Consider the following 15,296-nt stretch of genomic DNA (forward strand, 5'->3'; position numbering starts at 1 on the left):
ACCAAGACCCACCGACACCGACCAGCCAACCCCGAACGAGGCGACCACCCGAGCCGATGAACCATCTTGGCATCAACTACTAGGCACACTGTTGAGTTCTCAAAGAACAGACGCGCATCCCTCAGTGACTCTTGCGAGCTCCTGACCGGAGGCAACCGTTCAAACTTATCCGATCCTCTGCGTCCGGTCAAGTCCGAGTGGACCGTCCCGATCGTGCGGATCGCCCCGCGGCGCGGCGACGTCCGGGCTCATGCGTCCCGTTCCGGCCGTACCAAGGGGGGTGGTCGTCCGCGGGACCAGCCACCGGGTTCATCCTCGGTGTCCGTTCCTCCCTGCCGGGCGACGAAGAAGAACATTACGCACGACCGCGAGAGACCGTCAACTCGGGACGCCGTGACGGCGGTCACCTCGTGCACCGCGCTCACCTGCGGCGATCCGTCGAGGCCCCCCGCTCCCCGGGGCGCCGCCGGCTCCCGGAGAACGACGCGGGCCCGCCCGACCACGGAGGTCGGACGGGCCCGTCGGCCGACGCTCCCCGCCCGACGGGTCGGGCGGGGAGCCCGGTGTCAGTACAGGGCGCTCGCGAGCGCGCGGCGCGCGGCCGCGACCCGGGGGTCGTCGGCGCCGACCACGTCGAACAGCTCGACGAGCCGCACCCGCAGCCGCTCCCGGTCCGGGCCGTACGTGACCCGGATGGTGTCGACCAGCCGGCCGAACGCGTCCTCGATCTGCCCGCCGAGGACGTCGACGTCGGCGACGGCGAGCTGCGCGTCCACGTCGGTCGGCGCGTCGGCGGCGGCCTTGCGCACCGCGGCGAGGTCGGCGTCCCGGGTCCGGCTGAGCAGCCCGACCTGGGCGAGGCCGGCACGAGCCATGTCGTCCCGCGGGTTCTCCTTCAGCGCCTGCTCGTACGCCGCGGCCGCGGCAGGCAGGTCGTCGCGCTCGATCGCGTCGTACGCCTCCTGGTGCAGCGGGGGCAGCGGCGGCTCCTCCGGCTCGGCGGGCACCGGCGCCGCCTCCTGGGCAGCGACCGTCCCGGTGATGCCGTTCGCGGCGGCGGCCTCGAGCACCTGGTCGAGCACGCCGCGGACCTGGTCCGCCGGCGGCGCTCCCTGGAACAGCGGCAGGGGCTGGCCCGCCAGCACCGCGACGACGGCCGGGACGGACTGCGTCTGGAAGGCGGCCGCCACCTGCGGGTTGGCCTCGGAGTCGATCCTGGCGAGCAGGAGCCGCCCGGCGTACTGGTCGGCGAGCGCCCCGAGGTCGCGGGCGAGGTTGATGCTGGTCTCGCTCCACGACGCCCAGAGCAGGACGACGACCGGGTGCTGGGTCGAGGACTGCACCAGGGCCGGGAAGCCCTCGGTGTCGACGTCGACCGTGTACGGGCCCGGCGTCGGCAGGCCGCCCGGGGTGCCGGGCGCGGGGGTCGCCGGGCGCCCGAGCCCGGAGAGGTCGACCGCCCCGCGCACGTTGAGGCGCGGGTCGTGGGCCGGGTTCTGGCTCATGCCGAGGTGCTCCTGCTCTCGCGTGCTCTCACGTCATCACTCACCGGTGACCGCCGTGCGGGCGTGCTCGGCCGCCAGCACGGTCACCTGCTCGCCGCCGCCCGTCGGCGGCACGTACATCGCTACCACGTCGGTCCACGTGCGGACCAGGTTCTTCGACACGCTGCTCTTGCCCGCCAGGGCCGCGTCGAACGGGTCGTTCAGGGTGATGCTCCCCTGGGACAGGGTGACGGTGGTGACCGTCGACAGCTCGCCGACGACGATCGCCCCGCCGTCCGCGGTGCGCAGCGCCATGACGGCGCCCTCCACCGGGGCCACCGTCTCCGCGACGGTGGCGACCGCCTGCAGGCTGGCCGTCGTCTGGTTCCGCGCCTCGGTGATCGCGGTGCGGAAGAAGTCCGCCGGGAACGTCGCGGCGGCCGCGGAGGCGTCGCCGTTGGTCAGGACGTCGGCGTACTGCGCCAGCGCCTCGGTCGGCGTCAGCAGCAGCGAGTCGTCGTCGGGCGCGACCGGCTCGCTCCCCTCCTCCGGCGTCGCGGTGAGCGGCATCTGGACCGCCGGGCCCAGCCGAGCCCAGCCCCACAGCCGGTACGGCTCCCGGGGCGCGTTCTGCACCAGGACGAGCAGCAGCGGCGCCTGGAGGTCCGCGGGCTGCTCGGTCACGACCATCTGGGTCCGCGGCCAGCTCGTGGTGTCGGGGGTGATCAGCGTCTGCGCGGTCGTCGGGATCGTCACCGGCGGGCGCTCGCCGTTGGTGGCGGTGGCCCGGACGTACTCCGCCGAACGGATCGCGAGCGCCGGGCCCAGGAGCCGGGAGCCGAGGCCCGCGGGGTCGAGCGCCTGGTCCCCGGCCGCGAGGACCGTGCCGACCTGGTCGAGCACGTCCGTCGACTGGGCGACCGTGAGGGCGGGCGGCGGGACCGCCGGCACCGCGTCGGGGGTGGGCTCGGGGACCGGGTTGGCGCAGGCGGCCAGCCCCAGGGACGCGACCAGCGCGATCGCCGTGCCCGCGAGGCGGCGGCGCAGCCGCGCCGGTCCGGGGCGGTGCCCCGTGGTGCGTGCGGTCATCGGCCCTCCTCCGTCCGGCGGTCGTCGTCCTGCTGCGGCGGTGCGTCCGCGTCCGTGCTGGGGAACCCCCACATGCGGCGCCAGGCGTCGGCGCGCTGCGCGCGGGTCGCGGCGTCGTCGTCCTGCGCGCCGGCGGGCCCGCCCGGTGCGGCGGGCGGGCGGGCGCCCGTGCCCGGCCCACCGGACGGGGACGCGGGGGTGCCGGCCGGCGGGGCGGCGGGCGACGACGTCGGCGGCGGCCCGGCCGGACCGGGGCGTGCCGCGGGGGCAGCACCCGGCACGGGGGTCCAGGAGGACGCGCCGGTCGGCCGCGGCGTGCCGGACCCGGTGCCGCTCGACCCGGTGGCCGGTGCGGGGCTGCCACCGCCGGTCCCGGTGGACGCCGATCCGGTGGGAGCGTCGCCGTCCGGGGCGCCCGGCTCGTCGTGCGACGCGCGACCCCGGCGCCAGGGCAGGCGGTCGGCGAGCCGGCGGCCCTCCCCGGTGCCGCGGGTGGTCGGCCCCGCCTCCGGCGCGGCACCGGCGCCCTGAGCGGCGGGGGCGGCGGCGGCGGAGGAGGTGCCTCCGGCGCCTGCCGGCTGGGCAGGAGGCGCCGAGGTCGGCGCGCCGGGTGCCCCGGGTGCGCCGGTCACCGGCGCGGGCGGCGCCGGGGGTGTCGCCGGCAGGGTCGTCGTCGCGTCGTCGCGCGCCGGCCGGCCGGAGGTCGGTCCGGGCGTCTCGGCGCGGGCCGCCCCGCCCGAGGTCCCGCCGGGCGTGGTGCCCTCCCCGGGCGTGGCTCGACCGGCTGCCGGCGTCGCACCGGTCACCACCGGCGTCGCACCGGTCACCACCGGCGTCGCCCCGGTCACCACCGGCACGGCGCCGGTGGGTGCGCGCCCGCCGCGCTTGCGCGCCGCCGCGGCGGCGGCCTCGGCCTCGCGGATCTGCCGGCGGGTCAGCGGCACCCCGGGGGTGACGGTCCCGACGGGGATCGCCCCCGTCGGCGTCCCGGCCGCGGTCGCGCCGTCGCCGGGAGCGGCGCCCGCGGCGGGCAGCGGCACGGTCGCGAGCGTCCCGGTGCTGACGTCGGTCCACCCGGCGTCCGGGCCCTCGCGCCGTTGGCGCAGGATCCGCACGAGCAGGATCGCGGCGACCGCGAGCAGCAGCACGCCGAGCGCGACGCCCGGCCACAGCCAGGGCGTGGTCACGGTCTGCGGCCAGGACAGGTCGAGCACCGGGGCGGCGTCCCCCAGGCTCACCGCGAGCAGCGACCAGCGACCCTCCTGGGCCGTCCACTCGAGCGTCGCGGACCCGTCGCCGGCCACCTCGGCGACCCACATGTCGTTGCCCGTCGGGTCGGCGGCCTGCGCGGCAGCCGTCCCCGCGTCCTCGCTCGCCGACGGCGACGGCGCCGCCTCGGCGGGCTCCTCGGTCGCCGGGCCGGACGGGCTCGCCGTCGGCTCCGCGGCGTCCTGGCCGGCGGTGGTGGCGAGCGTGTGCCAGTCCGACAGGCCGGTGACCCGCTCGTACGGGTCGTCGCCGACCCAGGCGGTCACGTCCGTGTCGCGCCCGACGGCGAGCACCACGGGCGCGCCGTCGGCGTGCACGGTGACGGTCACGGGGTCGCCCGCGAGCTCGAGCACGCCGGGGTCGGTCACGAGGGTCCGGGTCCCGCCCCCGGGCGCGGCGGTGGCGACCAGCGGGTCGTCCGCCCGCCAGACGGTGGCCGAGGCGACGCCGAGCCCGATGGCCGCGACCCCGAGCACACCGAGGACGGCGGCGATCAGTCGTTGGAGCACGCATCTTCCTCTCGAACGTGACGTCCCAGGATAGGCGGACGACCTCGGGGTCCGGGCAATTCGGGCCCCGCAGGGGGCCCGGCGACGGGTGTTCCGCCCGGTGGCGCTGCCGATACCCTGGACGGCGGACGCGGGCCGACCGACGCCCCGAGCCTCCCGCCCGGAGGCCGTCCCCACAAGCGCTCGCGCGCGCTCGCAGGAGGAACTTCGTGGCAGACGACCGTACGCCCTTCCCGGTGGTCAACTTCCGTGGCTACGACCGCGGACCCGTCGACACCCGGCTGTCGGAGCTGGAGCGCGCGCTGCAGGAGGCCCGCAGCCAGGTCGCCTCGATGGACGAGCGGGTGCTGCAGATCTCGGGCGAGCTGTCCGAGGCGCACCGCCAGCTCCGCGAGGCCGAGCGCCCCACCTACTCCGGCCTGGGCTCGCGGATCGAGATGCTGCTGCGCTCGGCGGAGGAGCAGTCGTCGGACGTCGTGCAGCAGGCGAACGCCCAGGCGTCCGACGCGCTGGCCCGCGCGCGGCTGGCCGCCGGCCAGCTGCGCGCCCGCGCGGAGAACGAGGTCGCCGAGATGCTCGCCACGGCGCGCCGCGAGGCCACCGAGGAGCGGTCGACGGCGCACACCGAGGCCGAGAGCGCGCTCACCGGTGCGCAGCGGCGCGCCGAGGAGCTGGTCGGGTCGGCGGAGCGCGAGGCCGCCCGGATCCAGACCGCGATCCAGACCGAGGAGAGCGAGCGCCGCGCGACGCTGGAGCGCGAGCTCGGCACGCTTCGGGCGACGGTCGAGCGCGAGACGACCGAGCTCCGGATCAGCACCGAGCAGGCCGCCGAGGAGCTGCGGACGCGCACCGAGGCGGAGACGACGGCGATGCGCGCCGAGGCGGAGCGGTACGACCAGGACCTGCGCCAGGCCGCCGACGCCGAGACGACGGCGCTGCGCCAGCGCGTCACCGCCGAGCTGGCCGAGCTGCGCACCGAGGCCGAGCGCTGGGCCGCGATGCAGCGGTCCGTGGCCGCCACCGAGATCGCGGAGGCCCGCCAGGCCGCGAGCGAGGAGTCCCGCGCCCTGCGGGCCGACGCCGCCGCGCACGCCGACGCGGTGCGGTCGGCCGCCGAGCGCGCCGCGGCGGAGACGCAGCAGCGCGTGGTCGCCGAGACGACCGCGCTGCGCGCGGAGGCCGAGCAGTACTCCGGCTTCGTGCGGGCGACCGCGGACCGCGAGACCGCGGAGCAGCGCGCCGCCGTGGCCGACGAGATCGCCGCGGCCCGGCAGGAGGCGGAGCAGGCGCTCGCCGCCCTGCGCGCGGAGTCCGAGCAGTACGCGAGCGAGCTGCGCGCCGCCGCCGAGCGCGAGACCACCGAGCTGCGCGAGCGCACCGAGCACGAGGCCGCCACGCTGCGGGCCCTGGCCGAGCGCGAGACGACCGAGCTCCGCGAGCGCACCGAGCGCGACGCCGCCGAGCTGCGCGAGCGCACGGACCGCGAGGTCGCCGAGCTCCGCGAGGCCACCCGCCTGGACGTCGAGCGCCAGCTCACCGAGGCGACCCGCGCGGCCGACGAGGTCCGGTCGGCGGCCCGCGCCGAGGCCGACGCGCTCACCGCGCGGGCCCGCCAGCAGCTGGCCGACGCCGAGCTGCAGATCGCCGCGCAGCGCGAGGCCGCCGAGCGCGCCGACGCCGAGCGGCACGCGACCGCGCGGGCCGAGACGGAGAAGCTCGTCGCGGACGCCGAGGCGCACGCCGCCGACGCCGAGCAGCGCGTGGCCAAGGCGCTCGAGCAGGCCGAGAAGATCCGCGTCGACTCGCAGAACCACTCCAAGGAGCTGCTGTCGAACGCCCGGGCGAACGCCGACCGCGTCGTCGCCGAGGCCCGCGAGCACGCCGAGAAGACCCTGTCCGAGGCGATGGCCGAGTCGGAGCGCGAGCGCACCACCGCGCAGCGCCAGGTCGAGGACCTGAACCGGCAGCGCGAGTCGATCACGTCCTACCTCGACGAGCTGCGCAACCTGCTGGGCCACGACCCGGTCCCGAACCGGCAGACGCTGGAGAAGGCCGACGCCGCGCAGGCGCAGTTCGACGCGAAGCAGGTCGCCCGCCCGGCCGCCCGCCCGGCCCGCGGCAAGGCGCGCCCGGCCCCGGTGTCGGCCGCGACGCCCGCGGTCCCGGCGCCCGCCGGGTCGACGGACGACGCCCGGGCCGACGGCGCGACGCCGGCCGGCGGCGCCGAGTCCCCCGCGGAGGCGAAGCCCGCGGACCCGAAGCCGGCCGCTGCGAAGCCCGCCGGTGACGCGGGGCCCGACGCGGCGCCCGCCGACGACGCAGCGCCCGCCGGCGCGTCCGCGCAGGACGGCGACGGGCCGGCCGAGGAGCGGGCCGCCGCCGCGACGCGCCCCGACGGCGCCGGGACCGCCGGGGACGAGGCCGCGGCCGCGCCGGCCGAGAAGTGAGCGAGCGCGACGCGCCGTCGGACCCGGCCGGGCCCGACGGCGCGGTCGCGCCCGGGGAGTCCCCGCGCGCGGACGGCGAGCACCCGGGAGCTGTCCCGCACGACGCGCCCCCGCCCACGCCCACGCCGGCGGACCGTGCCGCCGACTGGCGCTCGCGCCGCCGCGAGGCCGCGGACGCCCACGAGGCCGCCCTGCGTGCCCGGCGCCAGGCCGAGTCGGCCCGCGCGCGCGAGCTGATCGCCCGGTTCGTCGCGGACGCCCGGGACCGCGGCGTCGCACCGGAGCCGCTGCACGCCCAGGGATACGGCGGCCGCGGCCGGTACCGCACGCCGCTGCAGGGCTGGTACCTGCGCCGGGACCGGACGGTGGCGGTCGGCACGGACGGCGGGTTCTACGTGCTGACGGTGCCGCCGTCGCTGGCGGCGCGGCTGCGCGGGGTGCGGCCGGAGCCGCAGGACCCGCCGCTGGTCATCGGTGCGGGCGGCAAGGACGGCGAGTCGCTGGACCTGCCGGTCGCGCTCGCCCGGGCGCTGGGCGACGACCCGACCTGACGGCCCCGGGCAGCCCGCGGGTCGCGCCGGCCCCCGGCGTCCGGCCCCTCTCCCGCGTGAACCGGCGCGTCAGCCCCGCGCCCGCCCGAGCAGGTCGCCCAGCGCCGCCGCCACCGCGCGGGGTGCCTCGACCGCGGTGAGGTGCCCGGCCCCGGGGACCACGACCGCCTCGACCCCGAGCACCCCCGCCATGCCGCGCGCCTCGGCCACCGGCGTCGGCCGGTCCTCCTCGCCGACGAGCACCAGCGCCGGCCCGCGGTAGCCCGCCAGCACGGCGGTGCGGTCCGGCCGCGCGGCCATCGCGCGCTGCGACCACGCCACCCCCGCCGGCGGCTGCGCGCCGATCAGCGCCTCGAGCCGCGCGACGAGCTCGGGCCGGTCGCGGGACGCCTCGCCGAGCAGTGCCGTCGCCATCGGCAGCACCTCGTCCACGGTGCCGGCCGACTCGACCGCGTCGGCGACCCGCAGCCGGTTGGCGCGGGCGTCCTCGGTGTCGGCGGTCGCCTTGGTGTCGAGCAGCCCCAGCCCGGCGACGAGGGACGGGTGCCGCTCGGCGAGCGCCAGCGCGACGTACCCGCCCATCGACAGGCCGGCGACGACCGCGCGCCGGTGCCCGGCCTCGGCCAGCACCGCCACCACCGCGTCGGCCGACGCCTCGAGCGCGGGCTCCGGCAGCGCGACGCCCTGGGCGGCCCCCATCCCGGGCAGGTCCACCGCGAGCACGGGTCCGTCGACCAGCGGGGCCACGTCGGCCCACATGCGGGAGTCGAGCGGGAAGGCGTGCAGCAGCACGAGCGGCAGCCCGGTCCCGGGTCGCAGCTGGTGCAGCGCGGCGGTGGCGGTCATGCGTCCTCCTGGTCGGATCCGGCGAAGGCCTCGCCGTCGGGCGACTGCGGGACGGTGGGCGCCTCGGCCTGCTCGCTGGGCCCGTCCCAGGTGGTCGGCAGGGGCACCGGCACGCCGGGGAGCACGTGCCGGACGATCTCGTCGAGCACGCGGCGGACGTACGGCTCCCCCACCCACAGGTGCTTCGCGCCCTCCACGCCGATGACCTCGGCCTGGTGCACCCGGGCGAACCGCTCGCGGGCCTCGGCGGGGCGCAGGTAGTCGTCGTGCTCGGGCACCAGGACCACCAGGGGCTTGCCATCGGCGTCCCAGGCGTCGAGGTCGGCGTCGGTGGCGCGGTGCAGCGGCGGGGACAGCAGGACGGCGCCCTCGACCGCGGGGTCCAGGCCGTGCATGAGCGCGAGCTCGGTGCCGAAGGACCAGCCGACGAGCCAGGGGTGCGGGAGGTCGCGGAACTCGGCGAGCTCGATCGCGGCGTGCACGTCGAACCGCTCGGCCACGCCCCCGTCGAACGCGCCCTCGCTGGTGCCGCGCGGGCTGGACGTGCCGCGGGTGTTGAACCGCAGGACCGCCACGTCGGCGAGCGCCGGCAGCCGCCACGCGGCCTTGCGCAGGACGTGCGAGTCCATGTAGCCGCCGTGCGTGGGCAGCGGGTGCAGCGTGACCAGCGTCGCCGCCGGGGTGCGGGGGGTGCCGTCCGCGTCGACCGGGAGCGCGAGCTCGCCGACGAGCGTGAGGCCGTCGGCGGTGTGCAGCTCGACGTCCTCGCGGTGCGCGGGCAGGACGGTGAGCGAGCGGATGGGCGTGGGGGCGGCTGCGGTGGTCATCGCCGTCGAGCGTAGTCCGGGGCCGTCAGCGCCGCGTCGGCCCCCGCCGGTGCCGTGCCGCCCAGCACGCGGCGTGCCAGTGCCGCCGGTCGGCCAGCGCCGCGTCGGGACCGAACAGCCCGTCGGAGCGCCACGCGACGACGTGCGGCGTGCCGGTCGCGATCTCCTGGTCGCAGCCCGGGCAGCGGAACGTGCGGTCGGACCCGCCGACGCGCTGCACGGTCCACTCGCCGTCGACCGCCTGCTCGGACGTGCGCCCGCCGCGGACCCGGTCCAGGTCGAGCGGGACGTGCTCGGCGGCGTAGGGGCGCTTGCCGGAGCGGCGGGAGGACGGCACGCCGGAGATTGTCCCCCGGCGTGCGTGGGCCCCGGGGCCGGCGTCAGGACAGCCCGGCCGCCGTCTCCGCGGGCGCGATCGTCCGCGTCGCGACCAGGTCGCGGTACCAGAGCGCCGAGTCCTTGGGCGTCCGCTCGAGCGTGTCGTAGTCGACCCGCACGATGCCGAACCGGCGGTCGTAGCCGTACGCCCACTCGAAGTTGTCCATCAGCGACCACACGAAGTAGCCGCGCACGTCCGCGCCGGCGTCCATCGCGGCGCCGACGGCGTCGATGTGGTCGTGCAGGTACTCGACCCGGTCGAGGTCGTGCACCCGGCCGTCGGCGGACACCTCGTCGGCGAACGCCGCGCCGTTCTCGGTGACGGCCAGCGGGATCGACGGGTACCGCTCGTGCATCTCGAGCAGCAGGTCGGTGAGGCCCTGCGGCTCGATGTTCCAGCCCATCGCGGTGTGCGGGCCGGGCTGCGGCAGCCACTCGACGTCGTCGCAGCCCACCCACGGGCTGACCTCGGACGACTTGTGCCCGTCGACGCCGGGGCTGCCGTCGCCGACGACCGGCTCGCCGTGCAGCCGCTGGACGCGGCCCGTCGAGTAGTAGTTGATGCCCAGCAGGTCGATCGGCTGCCGGATGATCTCCAGGTCGCCGTCCTGCACGAACGACCAGTCGGACACCGCGGCGGTCTGCGCGAACACGTTCTCGGGGTACCGGCCCTCGAGCAGCGGCTGCAGGAACACCTCGTTGGCGACGGTGTCGACCTGGCGCTTGGCGGCGACGTCCTCCGGGGCGTCCGACGCGGCGCGGGTGACGTGCAGGTTGAGCGTGATCGACACCTGCGCGGCGTCGCCGAGCACCTCCCGGATCGCGAGGGCGGCGAGGCCGTGCGCGAGGTTGAGGTGGTGCACCGCGGCCAGCGCGGCGCCCTGCTCGGTGCGGCCCGGCGCGTGCACGCCGGAGGCGTAGCCCAGGTACGCCGAGCACCAGGGCTCGTTCAGCGTGGTCCACACGGTGACCTTGTCGCCCAGCACCTCGGCCAGCTTGCGGGCGTAGTCGGCGAACCGGTAGGCGGTCTCGCGGTTCGTCCAGCCGCCCTCGTCCTCCAGGGCCTGCGGCAGGTCCCAGTGGTAGAGCGTGACGACGGGCTTGATGCCGGCGGCGATCAGCCGGTCCACGAGGTCGGTGTAGAACGCGAGGCCCTCGGCGTTCCACTCGCCCGACCCGGTGGGCTGCACCCGCGGCCAGGCGATCGACAGCCGGTAGGCCTGCAGCCCGAGGGACTGCATCAGCGCGACGTCCTCGGGGACCCGGTGGTAGTGGTCGGCGGCGACGGCACCGGTGTCGCCGTTCAGCACGGCGCCCGGGCGCGCGGAGAACGTGTCCCAGATGGACGGCGCGCGGCCGCCCTCGGTGGCGGCGCCCTCGATCTGGTAGGACGCGGTGGCCGAGCCCCAGAGGAAGTCGGCGGGGAACGTGCGCCCGGAGGGGCGGGAGGTGGTCATCAGAAGCTTCCTCGGTTCGGGGTGAGCCGCGGGACGGCGATGTCGAATCGATACGATACACGAACGTGGGAGCGCTCCCGCGCCCCCTGCGCCCACAACCCGCCCGCCGAGATGGCAACTCTCGGCTGTGCGTGGCACGTGCCACGCAGCCGAGAGTTGCCATCTCGGCGAGGACTGCCGCCGCGGGCGGGCGCGTGCGGGTCAGAGCGGGAGGGTGAGCTCCGCGCGCGAGCCCTGGGCCGCGTGGGGCGTGCCCAGGGCCGCCGCGACCTGCCAGGTGGTCGGGACGGCGCCGGTCGCCTCGACCGTGACCGCCGCGCCCGAGCGCCGGGCCACGAACTCCACGTCGCCGGCCGCGCCGCGGACCGTGGTGCGCGCCTCGGCGCCGTCGGCCAGCCCGAACACGCGCAGCGTGACGCCGTCGGCGTGGTCGTAGTCCGGGCGGTCGGTGCGCGCGCCGACCGGCAGCAGCGTGCCGGGCCGGACCAGCACGGGCAGCGAGTCGAAGCCGTGCCGCTGCCGGTGCCACCGCGGGCCGGACACGGTCGAGCCGTCGAGCAGCGACGTCCACTCCCCCTCGGGCACGTAGACGTCCACGTCGCCCTCGGCGGTGAACACCGGCGCCACCAGCAGCGACGGGCCCAGCGCGTACTGGGTGTCGACCGTCGCGGCCCCCGGGTCGTCCGGGAACTCGAGGAACAGCGGGCGCATGACCGGCAGCCCGTCGGTGTGCGCCTCGCGGCCCACCGCCGACAGGTACGGCATCAGCGACAGCTTGAGCTCGGTGAACCGCTGGGTGACCTTGACCGACTCCTCGTCGAACGCCCACGGCACCCGGTACGACGACGAGCCGTGCAGCCGGGAGTGCGAGGACAGCAGGCCGAACGCGAGCCAGCGCTTGAACACCGCGGCGTCCGGGGTGCCCTCGAAGCCGCCGATGTCGTGCGACCAGTAGCCGAACCCGGACGACGCCAGCGACAGCCCGCCGCGCAGCGACTCCGCCATGGACACGAACGTCGACTCGCAGTCGCCGCCCCAGTGGACGGGGAACTGCTGGCCGCCGGCGGTGGCCGACCGGGCGAACAGCACGGCCTCGCCCTCGCCCTTGACCTCCTCGAGCAGCTCGAAGACGGCCTTGTTGTACAGGTGCGTGTAGTAGTTGTGCATCCGCTCGGGGTCCGAGCCGTCGTGCCAGACGACGTCCGTCGGGATGCGCTCGCCGAAGTCGGTCTTGAAGCAGTCGACGCCCATGTCGAGCAGGGCCCGCAGCTTCTCCTTGAACCACGCCGTCGCGTCCGGGTTGGTGAAGTCGACCAGGCCCATGCCGGCCTGCCACAGGTCCCACTGCCAGACCGAGCCGTCCGCGCGCTTGACGAGGTAGCCGCGCTCGGCGCCCTCGGCGAACAGGTGCGACCGCTGCGCGATGTACGGGTTGATCCAGACGCACACCTGCAGGTCGCGCTCGTGCAGCCGGGCCAGCAGGCCCTCGGGGTCCGGGAACGTCGCCGGGTCCCAGACGAAGTCGCACCAGTGGAACTTGCGCATCCAGAAGCAGTCGAAGTGGAACACCGACAGGGGCAGGCCGCGCTCGGCCATGCCGTCGATGAACGACATGACGGTGGCCTCGTCGTAGTCCGTGGTGAACGAGGTCGACAGCCACAGGCCGTAGGACCAGTTCGGCACGGCGGCCGGGCGGCCGGTCAGCGCGGTGTACCGGCGCAGCACGTCCTTCGGGTCCGGCCCGGCGATGACGTAGTACCGCAGCCGCTGACCGGCGACGCTGAACTGCGTGCGGGACACGACCTCGGAGCCGATCTCGAACGAGACGTGGCCGGGGTGGTCGACGAACACGCCGTAGCCCGCGTCGGTCAGGTAGAACGGCACGTTCTTGTACGACTGCTCCGAGGAGGTGCCGCCGTCCGCGTTCCAGATGTCGACCGTCTGGCCGTTCTTCACGAACGGGGTGAACCGCTCGCCCAGGCCGTAGACGTGGTCGCCGACGCCGAGGCCGAGCTGCTCGCGGACGAACGGGCGGCCCTCGGCGTCGGTGATCACGCCGACGCCGCGCGAGGTCGCGCCGGTGACGACCCGGCCGTCGACCTCGACGTCCAGGGCCCACTCCCCCGTGGTCGACACGCGGGCGGTGAGGTTGCCCGTGGTCAGCGAGGCGCGGGGGTCGTCGTCCGTCGGCCCCGCGACGACGACGTGCGGCGCCGCCTCGGCGAGCCCGAACGCCGGCCCGTGGTCGACGCCGCCCTGGTGGTGCTCGATCGTCACGCCGAGCACCCCCTCGGCCGGCGAGTCGAGGGTGATCGTGATCAGCGGGTGGTTGAGGGTGTCGCCGCGCGTGGCGAGGCGGCCGGTGCCGGCGTAGGCGGTCAGCGACCGCTCGCCCAGCACGACCTCGTCGACCGCGCGCGGGCGCTGCACCGTGACCCCGGGGAGGGTCTGCCAGTAGCCGTCGGTGAACTTCATGGATGCTGCCCTTGCCTTACTTGACCGCGCCCGCGGTGATCCCGCGGGTCAGCGTGCGCTGGAAGATGAGGAAGAAGACGATCGCCGGGATCATCGAGACGAGGGCGCCCGCGTTGGTCGTGGGGGCGTCCATCATGCGGTCGCCCTGCAGCGAGGCGAGCGCGACGGGGATCGTCTGGGTGGCGTTGGTCGTGAGCATGACCAGCGGGATGAAGAACTCGTTCCACGTCCAGATGAAGAAGAAGATCAGCAGGACGCTGAGCGTCGGCCGGACCACGGGGAACACGACGCCCCACAGGGTCCGCCACCGGCCCGCGCCGTCGAGGGACGCCGCCTCGAGCAGCGCCTTCGGGAACGTGCCGAGCACCGAGGACAGCAGGTACGTGCCGAACGCCGCCTGGATGACCGTGAAGATGATGATGACCGACCACTGGTTGTTGGACAGCCCCACCTCCTGCGCCATCTGGAACAGCGGGTAGACCAGCACCTCCTGCGGCAGCATGTTCGCGAGCAGGAACAGCGTGACGATCCACATCCGGCCCTTGACCCGGCCGACGCCGAGCGCGTACGCGCTGAACAGCGACAGCACGACGGCGAAGATCGCGACCGCGCCGGAGATCCAGACGGAGTTGACCAGCTTCTCGGGGAAGTTGACCCGGGTCCAGAAGTTGCGCAGGCCCTCGGTGTAGAACTCGGCCGGCCAGGACAGCGGGCCGTTCTGCGAGTAGTCCGCGGGCGCCTTGAACGCGTTCAGCACCATGATCACGAACGGCACCAGCATGATCACGGCGACCAGCACGGCGGCGCCGAGCACGAACCAGCGCGCGGTGCCGCGGCGGTGCCGCCGGTCGGTGTCGGTGGCCTTGGCGCGCGGCGTGCGGACCGGGCGGCCCGCGCCGACCGCGGTGCCCGCGGTGCCCGCGGGCAGCGTCTCGATCGGGGCGGCCATCAGCGACCCTCCTCCTCACGGCGGGCGCTGCGGGCCTGCAGCACCATGATGACGACGGCGATCAGGATGATCAGGACCGTCAGGACGTTCGCGATCGCGGCGCCGTAGCCGACCTTCGACTTGTCGAAGAAGTTCAGGTACGAGTAGTACGACGGCACGAGGGTCGACGACTCGGGGCCGCCGCGGGTCAGCACGTAGATGGGCCCGAACACCTTGAGCGCGGCCACGGTGCAGGTGAGCGTGATGACGAACGTCTCGGGCTTGATCTGCGGGATCGTGATCGCGCGGAACCGGTGCCACCAGCCGGCGCCGTCCAGCTCCGCCGCCTCGTACAGCTCGGGGTCGACGCGCTGCAGCGCGGACATGAAGATGACGACCGGGTAGCCGATCTGGATCCAGATCAGCACGAGCATGACGGTCGGCAGCGCGGTGTCCGTCGAACCCAGCCAGTTGGGCGGGTTCGCGACGCCGATCTCGCGGAGGATCACGTTCACCGCGCCGGTCTGGGAGTTGAGGATCCAGTTCCACAGCACGCCGGCGACGGCGACCGGCAGGATCTGCGGCAGGTAGTAGGTGGCGCGGAGCACGGAGGCCACGCGGGGGCCGAACCGCTTGCCGAGCACGTCGAACAGCGTGGTCGCGAGCAGCAGGCCGATCAGGGTCGGCACCACCACCATCGCGAGGATCATCGCGATCGAGTTCCGGAACGACGTCCAGAACTGCTCGTCCGCGAGCAGGTCGGTGTAGTTGCCGAGCCCGTACCAGCGCAGCGGGGCGTTGCCGCCCTTCCACTTGTGCAGGCTGTACCAGATGTTCATCCCGAACGGGATCAGGATGACGACGGTGAAGGCGATCAGGCCGGGCAGCAGGTACGGCAGGTACCCGACCCAGTCGCGCGAACGGCGGCCGCGGCGGGTGCCGCGGGTGCGCGGCTCCGACGGCGGCGCGGCGCGGTCGACGGTGGTCATGCGGCTCCTCGAGGGGTGGGTGCCCGGGCCGGCGACGTGCGCCGCCG

12 protein-coding genes are annotated in these 15,296 nt (G+C 75.7%); 2 read left to right on the plus strand and 10 right to left on the minus strand.

The window, feature by feature from the left end; all coding sequences use genetic code 11:
- Nucleotides 1–566: 566 nt before the first annotated feature.
- The 3 genes from MHY85_RS09975 to MHY85_RS09985 are packed head-to-tail and all read right to left on the minus strand — an operon-like array spanning nt 567 to nt 4,351.
- Nucleotides 567–1,505 carry a tetratricopeptide repeat protein gene (locus tag MHY85_RS09975; protein ID WP_239195928.1) on the minus strand — a complete coding sequence of 313 codons (939 nt, stop codon included), beginning with the start codon at nt 1,503–1,505 and terminating at the stop codon, nt 567–569.
- A 36-nt stretch (nt 1,506–1,541) separates the two neighbouring features.
- Nucleotides 1,542–2,573, minus strand: a complete 1,032-nt coding sequence (locus MHY85_RS09980) for a hypothetical protein (RefSeq protein ID WP_239195930.1) — start codon at nt 2,571–2,573, stop codon at nt 1,542–1,544.
- On the minus strand, nt 2,570–4,351 hold the full coding sequence (locus tag MHY85_RS09985) for a hypothetical protein (RefSeq protein ID WP_239195932.1): 1,782 nt from the start codon (nt 4,349–4,351) through the stop codon (nt 2,570–2,572). The genes MHY85_RS09980 and MHY85_RS09985 overlap by 4 nt, the downstream gene beginning before the upstream one ends.
- Nucleotides 4,352–4,560: 209 nt before the next feature.
- On the opposite strand from MHY85_RS09985, the gene MHY85_RS09990 reads away from it, so the two are divergent.
- Entirely contained in the window at nt 4,561–6,798 is a 2,238-nt protein-coding gene (locus MHY85_RS09990; RefSeq protein ID WP_239195934.1) for a hypothetical protein, read from the plus strand.
- Nucleotides 6,795–7,349 carry a hypothetical protein gene (locus MHY85_RS21855; protein ID WP_308191357.1) on the plus strand — a complete coding sequence of 185 codons (555 nt, stop codon included), beginning with the start codon at nt 6,795–6,797 and terminating at the stop codon, nt 7,347–7,349. The genes MHY85_RS09990 and MHY85_RS21855 overlap by 4 nt, the downstream gene beginning before the upstream one ends.
- A gap of 69 nt (nt 7,350–7,418) precedes the next feature.
- Here the strand turns inward: MHY85_RS21855 and MHY85_RS10000 are convergent, their stop codons facing one another.
- The 7 genes from MHY85_RS10000 to MHY85_RS10030 form a co-directional block, all read right to left on the minus strand.
- A complete protein-coding gene (locus MHY85_RS10000) occupies nt 7,419–8,195 on the minus strand; it encodes an alpha/beta fold hydrolase (protein WP_239195936.1) in 777 nt (258 codons plus the stop codon).
- Nucleotides 8,192–9,022 carry an alpha/beta hydrolase gene (locus tag MHY85_RS10005; protein WP_239195938.1) on the minus strand — a complete coding sequence of 277 codons (831 nt, stop codon included), beginning with the start codon at nt 9,020–9,022 and terminating at the stop codon, nt 8,192–8,194. Before MHY85_RS10005 ends, MHY85_RS10000 begins: the two co-directional genes overlap by 4 nt.
- A gap of 25 nt (nt 9,023–9,047) precedes the next feature.
- Entirely contained in the window at nt 9,048–9,359 is a 312-nt protein-coding gene (locus tag MHY85_RS10010; RefSeq protein WP_239195939.1) for a hypothetical protein, read from the minus strand.
- 43 nt (nt 9,360–9,402) lie between these two features.
- The gene (locus tag MHY85_RS10015) at nt 9,403–10,857 is read right to left on the minus strand and encodes a glycoside hydrolase family 1 protein (protein WP_239195940.1); all 1,455 of its coding nucleotides are present in this window, start codon (nt 10,855–10,857) and stop codon (nt 9,403–9,405) included.
- Between the two features lie 201 nt (nt 10,858–11,058).
- Nucleotides 11,059–13,332 carry an alpha-xylosidase gene (gene yicI / locus MHY85_RS10020; protein ID WP_239195941.1) on the minus strand — a complete coding sequence of 758 codons (2,274 nt, stop codon included), beginning with the start codon at nt 13,330–13,332 and terminating at the stop codon, nt 11,059–11,061.
- Nucleotides 13,333–13,348: 16 nt separating this feature from the next.
- Nucleotides 13,349–14,281, minus strand: a complete 933-nt coding sequence (locus MHY85_RS10025) for a carbohydrate ABC transporter permease (RefSeq protein ID WP_239195942.1) — start codon at nt 14,279–14,281, stop codon at nt 13,349–13,351.
- On the minus strand, nt 14,281–15,249 hold the full coding sequence (locus MHY85_RS10030) for a carbohydrate ABC transporter permease (RefSeq protein ID WP_239195943.1): 969 nt from the start codon (nt 15,247–15,249) through the stop codon (nt 14,281–14,283). Before MHY85_RS10030 ends, MHY85_RS10025 begins: the two co-directional genes overlap by 1 nt.
- Nucleotides 15,250–15,296 lie beyond the last annotated feature (47 nt).

This window comes from Cellulomonas sp. ACRRI (assembly GCF_022346185.1).
Classification (GTDB): Bacteria; Actinomycetota; Actinomycetes; order Actinomycetales; family Cellulomonadaceae; genus Cellulomonas.

Excerpts from the sequence above, each read along its gene's own strand:
- MHY85_RS09975 (WP_239195928.1), bottom strand. The coding sequence starts at position 1,505 with ATGAGCCAGAACCCGGCCCACGACCCGCGCCTCAACGTGCGCGGGGCG.
- MHY85_RS09980 (WP_239195930.1), bottom strand. The coding sequence starts at position 2,573 with ATGACCGCACGCACCACGGGGCACCGCCCCGGACCGGCGCGGCTGCGC.
- MHY85_RS10000 (WP_239195936.1), bottom strand. The coding sequence starts at position 8,195 with ATGACCGCCACCGCCGCGCTGCACCAGCTGCGACCCGGGACCGGGCTG.
- MHY85_RS10005 (WP_239195938.1), bottom strand. The coding sequence starts at position 9,022 with ATGACCACCGCAGCCGCCCCCACGCCCATCCGCTCGCTCACCGTCCTG.
- MHY85_RS10015 (WP_239195940.1), bottom strand. The coding sequence starts at position 10,857 with ATGACCACCTCCCGCCCCTCCGGGCGCACGTTCCCCGCCGACTTCCTC.
- yicI (WP_239195941.1), bottom strand. The coding sequence starts at position 13,332 with ATGAAGTTCACCGACGGCTACTGGCAGACCCTCCCCGGGGTCACGGTG.
- MHY85_RS10025 (WP_239195942.1), bottom strand. The coding sequence starts at position 14,281 with ATGGCCGCCCCGATCGAGACGCTGCCCGCGGGCACCGCGGGCACCGCG.
- MHY85_RS10030 (WP_239195943.1), bottom strand. The coding sequence starts at position 15,249 with ATGACCACCGTCGACCGCGCCGCGCCGCCGTCGGAGCCGCGCACCCGC.